Consider the following 17,892-nt stretch of genomic DNA (forward strand, 5'->3'; position numbering starts at 1 on the left):
GTCCGATCGATGTTGTATTACCGCGTCACGCACCGCCCCCAAAGACCAATCAATCAATCAATCGAGAACGCCCACCGATTCAGCTTTCGCCCCAAACTGTTCGATGAGAACGTTTCGCAGCACGGTTTTCAACTCGTCGCAGGGAACCGCTTTCATCACCCGCGTTCCCAATCGAGCGTCTTTCCCGACTTTGCCCCCCATGTAGATATCGACGGCTTCGACAGTTTTGCCGTCTTTGCGGGTTTTCGTCCCCATCAAGCCGATATCCGCCACCTGGGGTTGTCCGCAAGAGTTGGGACATCCCGTCCAGTGAATTCGTACAGGTTGCGAAAGTTGCAGTTCGTCGGTGAGTTCCTTCGCTAACGCCAACGCCCTTTGTTTGGTTTCGACAAGGGCGAAGTTGCAGAATTGCGCCCCAGTACAAGAGACGAGTTCCCGAACCAACGGTTTGGGAGTCAGGGAAAAGCTGTCTAACAGGGGTTCGCTGCGGAACGCTTCGAGTTTGGCGTCTTCGATGTCGGTGATGATGGCGTTTTGTTCGACGGTGAGGCGAATGTCACCGCTACCGTAAACCTCTGCCAACCGCGCCAATTCAAACATTTGGTTGGCTTGCAACCGTCCGACGGGAACGTGGAGTCCGGCGTAAAACAGCCCCGGTTGTTTTTGGGGATGCAACCCGATATGGTCGCGTTTTTCCCAAGCGATTTCGTCTTGCGGGGCAGCTTCGGCTAAGGTTTCGCCGAATTCGGTTTCGACGGCGTCGCGGAATTTTTCGATTCCCCACTCGTCGATGAGCCACATCAACCGGGCTTTTTGACGGTTCGATCGCAATCCGCGATCGCGATACACCCGCAAAATGGCGCAACTGAGCGGTACGACGTGCTGGGGTTCGACCCAGGCATTGAGGGGAACGGCAGCTTCACAGCGTTTGGCGGAGAAGAAGCCGCCCACTAGCAGGTTAAACCCAAAGGTTTCGCCCTTAAACGCCGGAACGAAGGCGATATCGTTGATTTCGGCGTGAACGGAGTTGTCGGGACTTCCGGCCACGGCGATGTTGAATTTCCGAGGTAAGTTGGTAAATTCTGCGTTACCCTCGCCGAAATGGGTAATCGCGTCTTGAAGCGCTTGGCAAAGGGGACGGGTATCGATAAACTCGGCTTCGTCGATACCGGCGACGGGAGACCCTGTGATATTGCGGACGTTATCCATCCCCGACTGCATGCTGGTTAGGCCAACGCGATGGAGTTTCTCGAAGATATCGGGGAAATCTTCAAACCGCAGTCCGCGCAATTGCAGGTTTTGCCGGGTGGTAATGTCGGCACTGCCGTCGTTGCCGTAGCGTTGGACGATGCTGGCGAGAACCCGCATCTGTTCGCTGGAGAGGACGCCGTTGGCCAGGCGCAACCGCAGCATGAATTTGCCGGGGGTGACGGGACGGAAGAAAATTCCCAGCCATTTTAAGCGTTGGGTGAGATCGGTTTCGTCGATCGCCTCCCAACCCAATCGCGCAAATTCTTCGAGTTCGTCTTTAACGGCGAGACCGTCTTTTTGAGCTTTGAATTTCTCGAATTTGTTGAGCTTTGGCGACGTTCGATCGGAAGTTGACATATCACGAAAAAATGTAAGTTTGCCTTGCAAACATATTGAATCAGGATGTTTTTGCTCCTGATTCAGTGGCTTGCTTTGAGGGTAGCGCAGATTTTGTGTAATTTTCTCCTTGAATTTTTAACGATCTGCGATCGAACTCAAACATTTTATAAATATTTCGTTCGATTCACTTTTTGGGCGAGTTCGCAATCAAATTAGAAGAAGATTTCGAGAGATTTAGTATCTCAATATACAAAAAATAAAAAAATCGTTAATATTTGCATTGACTTGATGCAGATATTGCATAAAACACGCGATCGCACCGTTGCACAGTCTTCGAGTGTGCGACAAGCTATTTGATTAAGAGCTGTTTCGATCGCGTCAAAAACTTATGGTTGCTGTTTCCACTTTCGATCGCCCGTCCCTGCCGTATCTCCTCGAGCTGTTGCAAGAGGGGGATTTTCAAGAGCGTTGGGACGCCGTCAAACAGTTATCGGAGTTTGGAGAACCCGCGATCGCCCACGCCCTCGACCTCTTGCGATCGCAGCCCGAAGACGACGAACTCTGTTGGTTCGTCGCTCGCCTGTTGGGAAACAGCACGTCCCCCGATGCGATCGCCACCCTCGCCGACTTGCTGGCGAACCACCCCGACGAAGACGTGCGAGTTGCAGCCGCCGCAACCTTAGCTCGTTTGGGATCGCAGGCGATCGCGCCTTTGAGTCAACTCCTCGATCGTCCTCAAGAACGCTTTTTAGCAGTTCGGGCTTTAGCCGAAATTCGACATCCCGACGTTGTCGATGCCTTACTTCCCTACGCCAGCGATGCCGATATCTCCCTTCGCGCTACTATTTTGACAGCTTTCTCAAACTTCCGCGATCGGCGCGTTCTCGCTCCACTGGTGCGGGGTTTAGAAGATCCCGCCGCTGCGGTGCGTTGCCAAGCCACCATCGGATTGGGAGTTCGACAGGATTTAGCCGAAGAATTAGAACTGGTGAAACTGTTGAGACGACGCTTGTTCGATCTCGATCTCAACGTCTGCCAACAGGCGGCGATCGCCTTAAGTCGTTTGGGAAGCGACAAAGCCGTCGAGGTGTTATCGATCGCGCTGCGATCGCCCCACACCCCTGCCTCCTTGCGATCGGATATCGCCTGGGCGTTAGGCTGGCTCGAAACTCCCGCCTCCGTTGCCGCCTTGGGAGAAGCGTTGTTCGCATCGACCGATGAAGAGATCTGTTGCGAAATCCTCACCGTTTTCAGTCACGGGAACTCGTGCAAACTGAGTTCTCAAATTCACGACGTTCTCACCCAATGGCTTAACTCGGAGCATCCCGCCCGAAAACAGCCCTATATCCGGCGTGCGATCGCCTTTGCCCTGCGGCGCATCGGCAGTCCGGCGATCGCACAATTTCAATCCGATCCCGACGAAACAGTGCGTTGGCACGCAACAGCGAAATGCAGTGCGGGCAGTGAAATCGGGCGTTTTCAACATTAACTGAGTTGTCGGACGTTACGAATTGTCTCCTCCAACTGTCGTTGCGGTGGAGGAGACAAGTGAAGCCGACGAACGTTTTGCAAAAAGATAATTACCGACTCGTTTTCGAGTTCGAGCATCAGATGCCCGGAGTCGAGGATGCGCTTGAACCGGCTGATGGCATTGAGGGCGTTCTCAGATTGCGGCGCAAACTCATAGCGTTCCGTCTTACCATCGAGATATTCGATCGTCAGCGTCATCGTTTCGGGAGTTTTGACGTTCATCGTTCTCTACGCCTCAAAAATAGAGAGTCCTTGCCATTTCTCCACTACCATACTGCGATCGCGAGCGATTGCCACCCCCAAAAAGTCCATTAAAACTGTAGAGACGCGACAGAGCGCGTCTCCTTCTTCCGATCGCAGCTTTCTCAACCTTGTGAGTCCATCCGCAAGCGCACCGATTCCGCATGAGAGTGCAACCCTTCTGCTTGCGCCAGCGTTTGAATCGCACTGCTCATCTGACTCAGCGCCCCGTGAGAATACTCGATCAAGCTCGAATGCTTCATAAACGTTTCCACTCCCAGCGCCGAAGCGTACCGCGCCGCTCCCGAAGTCGGTAACGTATGGTTGGGGCCGGCCAGGTAATCGCCCACCGCTTCCGGTGTCGAAGATCCCAAGAAAATCGCTCCCGCGTGGCGGATATGTTCGATGAGATCCCAAGGATCGGCCACCTCCAGTTCCAAGTGTTCCGGAGCGAACTGATTCGACAGTTCCGCCGCTTCCTGGAGCGACTCCACCACCACAATCAAGCCGTAATGGGCGATCGCTTTTTCCGTCAGCAACCGTCGCGGGTGATCTCTCAGTTGCCGATCGACCTCCGCCGCCACCTGACGCGCCAGAGCCGAATCCGGCGTCAGGAGAATCGCCGCCGCCATCGGGTCGTGTTCCGCCTGCGCCAGTAAATCCGCCGCCACAAACATCGGATTGGCGTTGCTGTCGGCGATGACCAGCACTTCCGAAGGCCCGGCCAGAGAATCGATCCCCACCGTTCCGTATACCATTTTTTTCGCCAGAGTGACGTAGATATTGCCCGGTCCGGTAATGACGTCCACCTTGGGAATCGTTTCCGTTCCAAAAGCTAAGGCGGCGATCGCCTGCGCTCCCCCAACGCGGTAAATTTCGTGAACCCCCGCTTCCTGAGCAGCCACCAACACCGCCGGATTGACGCGCAGTTCCGGGCCCGGGGGTGTGACCATAACAATGCGATCGACACCCGCCACAGCTGCGGGAACCGCGTTCATAACGGCCGTACTCGGATAGGCCGCGCGCCCCCCCGGAACGTACAACCCCGCAAGATCGACGCTCGTGTAGCGTTTTCCGAGAACGATATCGTTTTCGCCAAACTGTACCCAACTTTTCGGGACGCGCTGGCGGTGAAACGCCTCCACCTGTCGGACCGCCAACTGAATCGCGTCGAGAAGTTCCTTCGAGATTTGTTGGTAAGCCGCATCCATTTCCGAACCGCTTACCCGTAGCTGCTCTGGCTGGAGTTGCTGTCCGTCAAACTCCTTCGTATAGTGTAACAGCGCCGCATTTCCCTGACGCTGCACCGTTTGCACGATATCTCGCACTGCCGCTTCCTTATCGACGACGCGATCGTCGTGGGTGCGATTGGCAATCCGCCGCAACTCGGCCTCGGCTTCAGCTCGCTGAGTAATGATTCGCAGCATGGAAATTTCGTATGGGCCTCCGCGTTCGATCTGATTCGAGCGAGTCCCCGGTCGTTCGGAGGCGCGATCTGACTCGAACCCGCCAAGGGTCTCGATCGCACCCGGACTCGTCTGTTGTATTCGCTTTGTATTAGCTTAGCGCGGATTTTTTCACAAAGCGCGATTTCTTCAAGACGAGATGTTATATTAGTATGTCTGGTAAACACTATCCAAATTCGGATATCGAAGATCGACAGATATAGGGGAATTATCGGTGGCTAATATCAAATCTGCAGTCAAACGTATCCAAATCGCCGAGCGGAACCGAGTCCGCAACAAATCCTATAAATCCGCCGTCAAGACCTTGATGAAAAACTACTTCGCGGCGGTGGAAGCTTACGGCAGCAATCCGAGCGACGACGCCATGCAAGACGTGCAACAGCGCATGGCACAGGCGTACAGCAAAATTGACAAAGCTGTCAAACGGGGCGTCCTCCACACCAACACGGGGGCGCGCAAAAAAGCTCGTCTCGCCCGAGCGCTCAAACGGCAGCAAGACGCCCTCAGCCAAGCGTCCTAAGCCAGCCAGACGAACCCCGACGAGCCAGTTCATGCAGCCGATCGACACCCACGTTCACATCAACTTCGAGAGCTTCGACGCCGACTTGGAAGCGGTTCGAGATCGATGGCGTGCTGCGGGAGTGGTCGGTTTGATTCACTCCTGCGTGCGTCCCCAAGAGTTCGAGAAAACCCGAGCGATCGCCGATCTCGTCCCCGAGATGTCTTGGTCGGTGGGGTTGCATCCCCTCGAAGCCCAAAGCTGGAGCGAGGAACTCGCCCGAGAGATTGCCGATCGCGCGCGAAGCAGCGATCGCGTCGTCGCCATCGGCGAAACCGGCCTCGACTTTTTTAAAGCCGAGAACCGCCAACAACAGCGGGATGCCTTTTGGGGACAGTTGCAAATCGCGCAGCAACTGAACTTACCCGTCATTATCCACTGTCGCGACGCAGCCGAAGAAATGGTGGAACTGTTGCGACAGTTTTGGCAGGAAAACGGCCCGGTCGGCGGCGTCATGCACTGCTGGGCGGGAACCCCCGAACAAGCTCGAACCTTCCTCGACTTGGGGTTTTACATCAGCTTTAGCGGCATCGTGACCTTCAAAAATGCCCGTTCCGTGCAAGAGTCGGCCAAAATCGTTCCCGAAGACCGACTGCTCGTCGAAACCGACTGTCCGTTTCTCGCCCCCGTCCCCAAACGGGGAAAACGAAACGAACCCGCCTACGTGCGTTACGTCGTCGAGCGAGTGGCCGAACTGCGCGGGGTCGAGGCCGGGGCGCTAGCCGAACGAACCGCACAAAACGCCATGGCCTGTTTCGATCTCGAACCCACCGTTCGATCTCGAGCCAGTTAACGGCGATCGCAGCGATTCCGTTGGGAACTCGACCCTTGGGGCATAATTAATTAATAAGGAGGACAGAGAAGGTAGGGGAATCACTATTAATACGTCAGTGTCGAACGGTTCGACCGTCGAGCCTCGAGTCACCCAAGCGAACGCGATCGCGAAGTCCAAAACGAATGTCAGGTCTCACACGAGAGTCGAGCTTGTCGGTATTCCCCAACGGGCAACCCGACGCTACCCCACAGATCCAGCTTGTTAACCGAAGAACGAGGTTTCGAGAACGAGAACAGTAGTTCTCCCAGCAGAAGCCTCGATTTTGCCGTGCGAGCGTCCGCCAGCGCTTCTCGTCAGTCGAAAATTTCGGCAAAATGCCTCGGCAAAACGTTCCACGTCTCACGCGCAGCCCACAGTCCGAAGAAGAAGACGAATGACTAACCCAACGACCACCACCGCACCCGTCTTTCACCTACCCGACCTGGTCGAAATCCAGCGTTCGAGCTTTCGTTGGTTTCTCGAAGAAGGCTTGATCGAAGAACTCAACAGCTTCTCCCCCATTACTGACTATACCGGAAAGCTCGAGTTACACTTCCTCGGCAAAAACTACAAACTCAAAGAACCCAAATACGACGTCGACGAAGCCAAACGTCGCGACAGCACCTACGCCGTCCAGATGTACGTTCCCACCCGGTTGATCGACAAAGAAACCGGCGAGATCAAAGAACAAGAAGTCTTCATCGGCGACTTACCCTTGATGACCGAACGGGGAACCTTCATCATCAACGGTGCCGAGCGCGTGATCGTCAACCAAATCGTGCGATCGCCGGGGGTCTACTACAAATCCGAAGTCGATAAAAACGGTCGCCGCACCTATAACGCCTCCCTCATCCCCAACCGAGGCGCGTGGCTGAAATTCGAGACCGATCGCAACGGCCTCGTGTGGGTTCGCATCGACAAAACCCGCAAACTGTCGGCCCAAGTCTTGCTCAAAGCCCTTGGCTTGACCGACGGCGAAATTAGCGATCGCATTCGCCACTACGACTTCTTCTACAAAACCATCGAAAAAGAAGGACAGTTCACCGAAGAAGACGCCCTGATGGAGCTGTATCGCAAACTCCGTCCCGGCGAACCTCCCACCGTCTCCGGGGGGGTATCCCTGCTCGAATCGCGCTTCTTCGACCCCAAACGGTACGACCTCGGCCGCGTTGGGCGCTACAAACTCAACAAAAAACTGCGGCTCAACGTCCCCGACAGTACCCGCGTCCTCACCTCCGAAGACATTCTCTCGGCGATCGATTACCTGATCAACCTCGAGTTTGACATGGGGCAAATCGACGACATCGACCACCTAGGCAACCGTCGAGTTCGCTCCGTCGGCGAACTGCTACAAAACCAAGTGCGCGTCGGACTCAACCGCCTCGAGCGGATTATCAAAGAACGGATGACCGTCTCCGACGCCGACACCCTCACCCCCGCCTCCCTAGTCAACCCCAAACCCCTCGTCGCCGCCATCAAAGAATTCTTCGGCTCGAGCCAACTGTCCCAGTTCATGGACCAAACCAACCCCCTCGCAGAGTTGACCCACAAACGGCGTCTCTCTGCCTTGGGTCCTGGCGGTTTGACCCGCGAACGGGCAGGGTTTGCCGTGCGGGACATTCACCCGTCCCACTACGGGCGCATCTGCCCCATCGAAACCCCTGAAGGTCCTAACGCCGGACTCATCGGCTCCCTGGCCACCCACGCCCGCGTCAACGCCTACGGGTTCATCGAAACCCCCTACTACCGCGTCGAAAACGGCCGCGTGCGTCGGGACTTACCGCCGGTGTACATGACCGCCGACGAAGAAGACGACCTGCGGGTCGCTCCCGGCGACATCCCCATGAACGGCGAAGGCTACATCCAAGGGGATCTCGTTCCCGTGCGGTATCGCCAGGATTTCACCACCACCACCCCCGACCAAGTGGACTTCGTGGCCGTCTCCCCGGTACAAATTATCTCCGTGGCGACCTCGCTGATTCCCTTTATCGAACACGACGACGCCAACCGCGCCCTCATGGGGTCGAACATGCAACGTCAAGCCGTGCCGCTGCTGCGCCCCGAACGTCCCCTCGTCGGCACGGGCTTAGAAGCCCAAGCCGCCCGCGACTCCGGAATGGTTATCGTCAGCCGCACTGACGGCGTCGTCACTTACGTCGATTCCCAGCGCATTAAAGTCCAACCGGCCTACGACGCCGAAGCCGGAGAAGACCCCCCCGCCGAAATCGAATACGAACTGCAAAAATACCAGCGGTCTAACCAAGACACCTGCTTGAACCAACGTCCCATCGCCTTTGAAGGGGACGAAGTACAAGCCGGACAAGTCTTAGCCGACGGGAGCGCCACCGAAGGCGGCGAACTGGCATTAGGGCAGAATATTATCGTGGCCTATATGCCCTGGGAAGGCTATAACTACGAAGACGCCATCCTAATTAGCGAGCGTCTGGTCTTCGACGACGTATATACCAGCATTCACATCGAAAAATACGAAATCGAAGCCCGTCAGACGAAATTGGGACCCGAGGAAATTACCCGAGAAATTCCCAACGTCGGCGAAGATTCCCTGCGTCACCTCGACGAAACCGGCATCATCCGCATCGGGGCTTGGGTCGAAGCCGGAGACATCCTCGTCGGGAAAGTGACTCCCAAAGGCGAATCCGACCAACCCCCCGAAGAAAAACTGCTACGGGCAATTTTCGGCGAAAAAGCGCGAGACGTGCGGGATAACTCCCTACGGGTTCCCAACGGCGAAAAAGGTCGCGTCGTGGACGTGCGGGTGTTTACCCGCGAACAGGGGGACGAACTTCCTCCCGGCGCCAACATGGTCGTCCGGGTGTACGTGGCGCAGAAACGCAAAATCCAAGTGGGCGACAAAATGGCCGGTCGTCACGGAAACAAAGGGATTATTTCGCGGATTTTGCCCCTGGAAGATATGCCCTACCTCCCCGACGGGAAGCCCATCGACATCGTCCTCAACCCCCTGGGCGTGCCGTCGCGGATGAACGTCGGACAGATCTTTGAATGCTTGCTGGCCTGGGCTGGAGACAACCTGGGGGCGCGGTTCAAGATGGTGCCTTTCGACGAAATGCACGGCAGCGAACAATCGCGGGAAACCGTCAACCGCAAACTGCAACAGGGACGGGATAAAACGGGGAAAGACTGGCTGTTCGACCCCGACGACGCCGGGAAAATCCAGGTGTACGACGGACGGACGGGAGAACCGTTCGATCGCCCCGTGACCGTGGGGAAAGCCTATATGCTCAAACTGGTTCACTTGGTCGACGACAAAATCCACGCGCGATCGACCGGGCCCTACTCCCTCGTTACCCAACAGCCCCTCGGCGGAAAAGCCCAACAGGGGGGACAGCGGTTCGGAGAAATGGAAGTGTGGGCCCTCGAAGCCTTCGGGTCTGCCTACACCCTGCAAGAACTGCTCACCGTCAAATCCGACGATATGCAAGGCCGCAACGAAGCCCTCAATGCCATCGTTAAAGGCAAAGCGATTCCGCGTCCGGGGACGCCCGAATCCTTTAAAGTCCTCATGCGGGAATTACAGTCCCTGTGTTTGGATATTGCCGTTCACAAGGTCGAAACCACCGAAGACGGCACGAGTCGGGATGTCGAAGTAGATTTGATGTCCGACGTTTCGAGCCGTCGCGCTCCCTCTCGTCCCACCTACGAATCTATCTCCAAAGGGGAAGACGAAGACTAGCCGCAACGGGTTGTAGCGGTGGCGCGGGCAACGCCGCTACAACTGGAGGTTCTGGGATGCGATCGCCGGCCGTCGAAACTCGCGGTCGCGCCGCTTCCTCCCCAAGATAGATAGATGCCCCTGCACAATCGATCGCGGATAACTGTAACGATGCCAAAAGTCGAACAGCGTTTTGATTACGTCAAGATCGCCATCGCCTCCCCCGAGCGGATTCGCGCGTGGGGCGAGCGGACCTTGCCGAACGGTCAAGTCGTCGGAGAAGTCACCAAACCCGAAACCATCAACTATCGCACCCTCAAGCCTGAAATGGACGGCTTGTTCTGCGAGCGCATCTTCGGTCCGGCTAAGGACTGGGAATGCCACTGTGGAAAATACAAACGAGTCCGCCACCGGGGTATCGTTTGCGAACGCTGCGGTGTCGAAGTGACTGAATCCCGAGTGCGCCGCCACCGCATGGGATACATCAAACTGGCGGCTCCCGTGACTCACGTTTGGTATCTCAAAGGGATTCCCAGCTACATGGCGATTTTGCTGGATATGCCCCTGCGAGACGTGGAGCAAATCGTCTACTTCAACGCCTACGTCGTTCTCAATCCCGGTAACGCCGACAATTTAGCGTACAAACAACTGCTGCTCGAAGACCAGTGGATGGAAATCGAAGAGCAGTTGTACGATGAAGACTCCCAACTCGAAGGCATCGAAGTGGGCATCGGGGCAGAGGCCATCAAGCGACTGCTCGAAGACCTCGAACTCGAAGCCGAAGCCGAAAAACTGCGGGAAGACATCGCCAATGCCAAAGGGCAAAAACGCGCCAAACTCATCAAACGGCTGCGGGTCATCGATAACTTCATCGCCACCGGGTCTCGTCCCGACTGGATGGTTCTCGACGCCATTCCGGTAATTCCGCCGGACTTGCGCCCGATGGTGCAGCTCGACGGCGGACGCTTTGCGACTAGCGACCTCAACGACCTCTATCGCCGTGTCATCAACCGTAACAACCGTTTGGCGCGGTTGCAGGAGATTTTGGCGCCGGAAATTATCATCCGTAACGAAAAACGGATGTTACAAGAAGCGGTAGACGCCCTCATCGATAACGGTCGTCGCGGCCGTACCGTCGTCGGGGCGAACAACCGCCCGTTGAAATCCCTCAGCGACATTATTGAGGGGAAACAAGGTCGCTTCCGTCAGAACCTGCTCGGAAAACGGGTGGATTACTCCGGACGGAGCGTGATCGTCGTCGGTCCGAAACTGCAAATCCACCAGTGCGGTTTGCCTCGGGAAATGGCGATCGAACTGTTCCAACCCTTCGTCATTCACCGCCTCATCCGCCAGGGCTTGGTCAACAACATCAAAGCGGCGAAAAAACTCATCGCTCGCAACGACCCCAATATTTGGGACGTTCTCGAAGAAGTCATCGAAGGCCACCCGGTGATGCTGAACCGCGCCCCGACGCTGCACCGTTTGGGGATTCAGGCGTTCGAGCCGATTTTGGTCGAAGGTCGTGCCATCCAACTGCACCCGTTGGTCTGCCCGGCGTTTAACGCCGACTTCGACGGCGACCAAATGGCAGTTCACGTCCCGCTTTCGTTAGAATCCCAAGCCGAGGCTCGGTTGTTGATGTTGGCCTCTAACAACATCCTCTCTCCGGCAACCGGCCGTCCCATCGTCACGCCCAGTCAAGACATGGTGTTGGGATGCTACTACCTGACGGCCGAAAACCCCACCGTCCACGATGACCAAGAACGGGTTTTCGGCAGTATGGAAGATGCCATTATCGCGTTCGATCGCGGCTTAATTCACCTGCACGCCTACGTTTGGGTACGCATGAAGCCCGAAGACGAAATCGTATTGAGCGAAAAAGACGAGACCCCCCTCGAAGAACGCAAACTCGAAGACGGCAGCGTGTGGAAACACTACAAGTACACCCGAAAGCGCTTCGATTCCGACGGCACTCTCCTCGTCCAGTACGTTCGCACGACACCAGGTCGCATCGTCTACAACCAAGCGATTCAAGAAGCGATCGCCTAATTCAGTGTAGAGGGTAGAGGGAAAAGGGAAGAGTGAAGAAGACGACCCGAAAATTTTCCTCACTCTTCACTCTCCACTCTCCGCTCTTGACTGCCTTGCTCCCTCTCTCCCCTGCCCCCCTGCTTCCCGTCAACTCTTTCCGTACCGAGACAATATGCGCTTTTACAACCGAGTCGTAGACAAAAAACAACTACGCGCCCTGATTGCTTGGGCGTTTACCCATCACGGCACCGCGAAAACGGCAAACATGGCCGACCGTCTGAAAGACTTGGGATTCCGCTACGCGACGCGGGCGGGTGTCTCCATCAGTGTCGAAGACTTGCAGGTTCCGCCGAGCAAACAACAACTGCTGTCTGCTGCCCAAAAAGAAATCGACGTGACCGAAGCCCGGTATACCCGAGGCGAAATCACCGAAGTCGAACGGTTCCAAAAAGTCATCGACACGTGGAGTATGACGAGCGAAGAACTCAAAGACGACGTCGTCAAAAACTTTCGCGAAAGTAACCCTCTCAACTCCGTGTATATGATGGCGTTTTCCGGGGCGCGGGGGAACATCTCTCAGGTACGCCAGCTCGTGGGGATGCGGGGCTTGATGGCAAACCCGCAAGGGGAAATCATCGACTTACCGATTAAAACGAATTTCCGCGAAGGACTGACCGTTACTGAATACATTATTTCCTCTTACGGGGCGCGGAAAGGACTTGTCGATACCGCTCTGCGTACTGCCGACTCGGGATATTTAACCCGACGGTTAGTCGATGTCTCCCAAGACGTGATCGTGCGAGAATTCGACTGCGGCACCCATCGCGGCATTCCCTTACAAAGTATGCGGAGCGGCGAACGGGTGGCCATTCCGCTCGAAGACCGTTTGATCGGTCGTGTTTTAGCTGAAGACGTCGTCCATCCCGAAACGGGAGAATTGGTCAGCGTCGATTACAGCGATCGCAAAAACCGCGAGCCTCAAGCGGTGATGGCGCGACGCAATCAATACGTCTCCAGCGAACTGGCGCAAGCGATCGCCGATGCGGGAGTCAAAGAAGTGATGGTGCGATCGCCCCTGACTTGCGAAGCCGCCCGCAGCGTCTGCCAACACTGCTACGGTTGGAGTCTCGCCCACGCCGAAATGGTGGACTTGGGCGAAGCCGTGGGAATTATCGCCGCTCAAAGTATCGGCGAACCGGGTACGCAGCTGACGATGCGGACGTTCCACACCGGGGGGGTCTTCACCGGGGAAGTGGCGCGTCCGGCGAAATCTACCTTCGACGGTATCGCTCGTTACAGCAAAGAACTCAAAACTCGTACCTTCCGCACCCGCCACGGAGAAGACGCCTTCGTGGTCGAACAAGCCGGGGAACTGGTCATCGACCCCAAAGACGGTAAAGGTAAATCCACCTCCATCGCCCTGCCTCAAGGATCGACCTTGATGGTCGAAGACGGCGGCGAGGTGAAAACCGACCAGTTTGTGGCAGAAGTTCCCATCGGCAGCGCCCGCACTCGGAAAAACACTGAAAAAGCCACCAAAGACGTGGCGACCGACTTGGGCGGAGAAGTTAAATTTGCCGGAGTCATCCCCGAAGAGAAAAAAGACCGCCAGGGCAACACCACGGTCATCGCCGCTCGGGGCGGGCTAATTTGGATTCTGTCCGGGGAAGTGTACAATATGCCCCCCGGAGCGAACCCCGTGGTAAAAAACGGCAACACCGTCGATATCGGCGACGTGTTAGCGGTGACGGAAACCCCCACAGAAAACGGCGGGATCGTCCGGCTGAAAGGGGAAGATCGCGCCCCGATCGAAGACGGCGACGCGGCGGCGTCTGCTTTGGCGACTCAACCGCCGATTCCCAAGGAAGTGGAAATCATCACCGCTTCGGTGCGCCTCGACAGTGCCAAAATCGAGACCGTCAGTAGCCAGGGACGGGATCAGTACGTGATCGGCACCCAGCAAGGGCAAGAGTTCATCCTCACCGCAACGCCAGGAACGAAAGTTCGCAACGGTCAGGTGGTGGCCGAACTGATCGACAACACCTACAAAACCCAAACTGGGGGAATTCTTCGCTACGGCGACATCGAAGTGGCCAAGCGGGGCAAAGGCAGTAAAACCGGCTACGAAATTACCAAAGGCGGCACGCTGCTGTGGATTCCCGAGGAAACCCACGAAATCAACAAAGATATCTCGCTGCTGGAAGTCGAAGACGGCCAGTACGTCGAAGCCGGAACCGAAGTCGTCAAAGACATTTACTGTCAAAACAGCGGGATCGTGGAAGTCGTGCAGAAAAACGACATTCTGCGGGAGATTTCCGTCAAACCCGGCGACTTGCACCTCCTCGAAATCGGCAGCGGTAGCGAGTTGAGCGTGTCGGAAAAAACGCTGGTTCACCCTGGAGAAGAAATCTATCCGGGGCTGACGGCCGAGCGCCTGTGCTGGGTGGAGTCGGTGATGACGCCCGAAGGGCCTGGGGTTTTGGTGCGTCCGGTGGAGGAATTTCAAGTTCCCGACGAGCCGCCGGTTCCCAACCAGCAACCGGCCGAAGGACAGGAAAACGCTTTTCCGATTTCGTTGCGTCCGGTACAGCGGTTGTTGGCGTTCAAGGACGGCGATCGCATTAAGTCTGTAGACGGTCAAGAACTGATCCGCACGCAGTTAGTTCTCGACATTGGCAACGACGCTCGCCATCTCGAAGCGGACATCGAACTGGTTCCTGACGAAACCGAAGCAGACGTGATGCGCTTGCAGTTGGTGGTTCTCGAATCTCTGACCGTTCGTCGGGAAACGGCAGCACTCGATCCCCTGTTTAGCAGCAGCACGACGACTCGCTTGTTGGTCGAAGACGGCGACCAAATCGAACCGGGGGCTGTAGTGGCTCGCACGGAAATCTGCTGTAAAACCCAAGGGACTGTCGGCGGTATTCGCGAAGGGACGGAAGCGACGCGCCGTATCTTAGTGGTGAGCGATCGAGATCGCTTCAGCCTCGAACTCGACGCCAAGCCCAACGTCAAAACGGGTCAGTTGTTGGTGAGCGGGTCGGAAATCGCCCCTGGCGTGGCACTGGAAGATTCCGGTCAAGTGGTAGACGTCAAGAACAATACGGTAGTGTTGCGTCACGCTCGCCCCTATCGGGTGTCTCCCGGTGCCATCCTGCACGTAGACGACGGCAGCTTGGTGCAGCGGGGTGACAACCTGGTGCTGTTGGTGTTCGAGCGAGCCAAAACTGGAGACATTATTCAGGGTCTGCCGCGTATTGAAGAACTGCTCGAAGCCCGGAAGCCGAAGGAGGCTTGTTTGCTCAACCGTCGTCCGGGTACGGCGCAGGTTATCTACGAGGAAGACGAATCGGTCGAGATTCGCATTGTCGAAGAAGACGGTACGATCGCCGAGTACAAGCCGAGTCCCGGTCAAAACGCGATCGTCGTCGACGGGCAGAACGTGGACGTTGCCGAACCGCTCACCGACGGACCGGCAAATCCCCACGAAATCCTCGAATCTTGGTTCGATTACTTGGCACCGTCGGGAACTTACGAGGCGGCACTGCGGGCGTTCCAAAGCGTCCAAACTTTCTTGGTGAACGAGGTGCAGTCGGTGTATCAATCTCAAGGGATCGATATTTCCGACAAACACATTGAAGTGATCGTGCGTCAGATGACCTCGAAGGTGAAAATCGACGACGGCGGCGATACGACGATGTTACCGGGAGAGTTGATCGAGTTGCGGCAGGTCGAACAGGTCAACGAAGCCATGTCGATTACCGGCGGCGCTCCGGCTCGGTATACGCCGATGCTGTTGGGGATTACCAAGGCATCGTTGAATACTGACAGTTTCATCAGTGCGGCGAGTTTCCAAGAAACGACGCGGGTACTGACGGAGGCGGCGATCGAAGGCAAGTCCGACTGGCTGCGCGGTTTGAAAGAAAACGTGATCATCGGCCGTTTGATTCCGGCCGGAACTGGGTTCAACGCCTACGAGGAGATGAACTTCTCGGCACCCGAGGCCGATATTAATTTGGCGATCGAGGGGGTTGAGAACGATGAAACTCTCCAAGACGTGGTACTCGACGATCGCACGGCTCGCGCCTACAATCTCGGCGTCGGCGGTAATGCTGGCGATGAAGACGATATTCTGTCGGACGAGAACGACGAGGACAACTCCCCTATCCTCGACGAGGAAGACGATCCGACGGCGTAATTTCGAGAGGGGGAGCCGGGGAGAAGGGGGAAACTGTTTCCGGTTCCCGGTTCCCCGATCTCGAGTTCGAGACGCTCAAACCACCGAAAAACCATGAACGGACACAGGCAAAGGTCAGGCTTTAGACGCATTGCAGGCGCGATCGCCCTTTGCCTGTGTTGCGCTTTTACAGTGGTATGGGTGGGGTGGTTCGGACGCGCCGACGGCTATGGCGTTACCGCCGAACCGCCGGAAAAGCCGACGAAGACGTTGGAAGAGAGCGGACAGGCGACTTCCGAGCGGGAGACGGCTTCGTTATCTCGCGGAACGGCGTCTTTTGTGGAGGGGACGAATCAGGCGTTGCAGGCGTGGCAACTGTCTCAATCGGCGCGATCGCCGGAAGACTGGCATCGCGTCGCCCGACATTGGACGAGTGCGGTCAGTGCGATGACTGAAATTCCCCTCGACGCTCCCGAACGGGCGTTCGCTCAGAAAAAGGTGTCGGAATATTTGTCGAACACCCGCTACGCCCTCGAACAAGCTCAGCAAAGCGGCAACCGACTCCCCTACCAGACGTTTAACAGTCCCGTTTTCGACGAGCAGTTTGCCCTGTATCGATCTTACGTGGCGACGGTGGGGATTCCCGACGTGCTAGTGGTGGGCAGTTCTCGCGCCCTGCAAGGTCTCGATCCGAAGATGTTGCAATACGAACTGTCTCGACAGTTACCCCAAAGCGTCAAAGTATTTAATTTCGGCGTCAACGGCGCGACGGCGCAAGTTGTCAATACGCTATTACGAGAGTTCGTGACTCGCGTGGAAAAAGATGGAACCGTTGCGCTGCCAAAGGTAGTGGTGTGGGCGGACGGTTCCCGGGCGTTCAATAGCGGACGCAACGATCGCACCTTCGCTCGTCTCCTGGCGTCCCCAGGATACCGACAACTGCAAAATCCCCAGTTCAGCGTTCCCCAAACCTCCATCAGCCTCTCGATCGCAGACATCGACGCTAACGGATTTCGCGTCGTGAGCGATCGCTTCGACCCGCCGGTTTACTATCAACAGTATCCGCGCGTTTCTGGCGATTACGACCTCGACTACGCCAATTTCAACCTCGGCGGCGTGCAAGGAAATGCCCTCGCCTCGGCGATTCAGTTTCTACAATCGCGCCAGATTCCCCTCGTTCTCGTGAATTTACCCCTCACGCGAGACTATCTCGACGCCACTCGGTTTCGCTACGAACGGATATTCAGCCAGTTTCTGCAAGACCAAGTGGCCGCTCGTTCCGGTGTTTGGGTGCGGGATTTATCCCAACAGTGGCTCGATCGCACCGACTATTTCGCCGATCCCAGCCATCTCAACCGTACGGGGGCGGCGGCGGTCGCGCGTCAGTTGGCGGGCGATCGGAATCTTCCTTGGTGATTTTTCGAGGGGGAGCAGGGGAGAGAGGGGGAGATTCGATCTCCCGATCCCATTATTCGGATGGGCTGAAGTGATAGTCGATGAGCGACTCTGCCGTTCTCAGTTCCGCTTGCAGTACTGGGGGCAGCATCTTGTCCAGTTCGGCAATAGCCGCGTCGAGGGTTTTGGGGATGACAACGCCCGTAGGTGAGTCGAGGTCGGGAGTAGGCGTGAGGTCGTAGCTTGGCATGGTTGGGTCAAACTCAAGGACTCAATAGATTGGCTCTCTTTCGGCGACATTCACAGAACCTTGAATGAAAGCTACTGAGAAAACGCTGAGAGGGTGACAACATAGCTAGACCCCCTGCCTCACAAGGGATAGAGCCTCTAGCCCTCGTT

The 17,892-nt window shown here is 56.4% G+C and carries 12 protein-coding genes; 7 read left to right on the forward strand and 5 right to left on the reverse strand.

Going from position 1 to position 17,892, the window contains the following annotated elements; genetic code table 11:
• Window positions 1-57: 57 nt before the first annotated feature.
• On the reverse strand, window positions 58-1,608 hold the full coding sequence (locus GEI7105_RS0112410) for a ferredoxin--nitrite reductase (RefSeq protein ID WP_017660780.1): 1,551 nt from the start codon (window positions 1,606-1,608) through the stop codon (window positions 58-60).
• A 370-nt stretch (window positions 1,609-1,978) separates the two neighbouring features.
• Here GEI7105_RS0112410 and GEI7105_RS30240 point away from each other — a divergent pair, with 370 nt between their 5' ends.
• A complete protein-coding gene (locus GEI7105_RS30240; protein ID WP_017660781.1) occupies window positions 1,979-3,079 on the forward strand; it encodes a HEAT repeat domain-containing protein in 1,101 nt (366 codons plus the stop codon).
• On the opposite strand, the gene GEI7105_RS0112420 is transcribed toward GEI7105_RS30240, so the two are convergent.
• From GEI7105_RS0112420 to hisD, 3 genes are read right to left on the reverse strand one after another with little or no spacing between them, the layout of a single operon-like run.
• A complete protein-coding gene (locus GEI7105_RS0112420) occupies window positions 3,076-3,342 on the reverse strand; it encodes a hypothetical protein (protein ID WP_017660782.1) in 267 nt (88 codons plus the stop codon). The genes GEI7105_RS30240 and GEI7105_RS0112420 overlap by 4 nt on opposite strands.
• A gap of 6 nt (window positions 3,343-3,348) precedes the next feature.
• Window positions 3,349-3,489, reverse strand: coding sequence for a hypothetical protein (locus GEI7105_RS38415; protein WP_158413197.1), 141 nt, complete (start codon window positions 3,487-3,489; stop codon window positions 3,349-3,351).
• A complete protein-coding gene (gene hisD / locus GEI7105_RS0112425; RefSeq protein WP_017660783.1) occupies window positions 3,486-4,787 on the reverse strand; it encodes a histidinol dehydrogenase in 1,302 nt (433 codons plus the stop codon). The genes GEI7105_RS38415 and hisD overlap by 4 nt, the downstream gene beginning before the upstream one ends.
• A gap of 253 nt (window positions 4,788-5,040) precedes the next feature.
• Here hisD and rpsT point away from each other — a divergent pair, with 253 nt between their 5' ends.
• The 6 genes from rpsT to GEI7105_RS30250 all read left to right on the forward strand — a co-directional run bounded on the left by rpsT (window position 5,041) and on the right by GEI7105_RS30250 (window position 17,514).
• A complete protein-coding gene (rpsT, locus tag GEI7105_RS0112430; RefSeq protein WP_017660784.1) occupies window positions 5,041-5,346 on the forward strand; it encodes a 30S ribosomal protein S20 in 306 nt (101 codons plus the stop codon).
• A 31-nt stretch (window positions 5,347-5,377) separates the two neighbouring features.
• The gene (locus GEI7105_RS0112435) at window positions 5,378-6,178 is read left to right on the forward strand and encodes a TatD family hydrolase (protein WP_017660785.1); all 801 of its coding nucleotides are present in this window, start codon (window positions 5,378-5,380) and stop codon (window positions 6,176-6,178) included.
• 415 nt (window positions 6,179-6,593) lie between these two features.
• The gene (gene rpoB, locus GEI7105_RS0112445; protein ID WP_017660787.1) at window positions 6,594-9,911 is read left to right on the forward strand and encodes a DNA-directed RNA polymerase subunit beta; all 3,318 of its coding nucleotides are present in this window, start codon (window positions 6,594-6,596) and stop codon (window positions 9,909-9,911) included.
• A 150-nt stretch (window positions 9,912-10,061) separates the two neighbouring features.
• Window positions 10,062-11,939, forward strand: coding sequence for a DNA-directed RNA polymerase subunit gamma (locus GEI7105_RS0112450; RefSeq protein ID WP_017660788.1), 1,878 nt, complete (start codon window positions 10,062-10,064; stop codon window positions 11,937-11,939).
• Window positions 11,940-12,093: 154 nt separating this feature from the next.
• Window positions 12,094-16,119: a DNA-directed RNA polymerase subunit beta' gene (locus GEI7105_RS0112455; protein WP_017660789.1), complete on the forward strand. Its 4,026-nt coding sequence runs from the start codon at window positions 12,094-12,096 to the stop codon at window positions 16,117-16,119.
• A gap of 93 nt (window positions 16,120-16,212) precedes the next feature.
• The gene (locus GEI7105_RS30250) at window positions 16,213-17,514 is read left to right on the forward strand and encodes a hypothetical protein (protein WP_144053781.1); all 1,302 of its coding nucleotides are present in this window, start codon (window positions 16,213-16,215) and stop codon (window positions 17,512-17,514) included.
• A gap of 52 nt (window positions 17,515-17,566) precedes the next feature.
• Here the strand turns inward: GEI7105_RS30250 and GEI7105_RS38420 are convergent, their stop codons facing one another.
• Complete coding sequence (locus GEI7105_RS38420) at window positions 17,567-17,743, reverse strand: hypothetical protein (RefSeq protein ID WP_017660791.1); 177 nt, start codon at window positions 17,741-17,743, stop codon at window positions 17,567-17,569.
• Window positions 17,744-17,892 lie beyond the last annotated feature (149 nt).

It is taken from the genome of Baaleninema simplex PCC 7105, from assembly GCF_000332355.1.
In the GTDB taxonomy this organism is placed as follows: Bacteria; Cyanobacteriota; Cyanobacteriia; order Cyanobacteriales; family Geitlerinemataceae; genus Baaleninema; species Baaleninema simplex.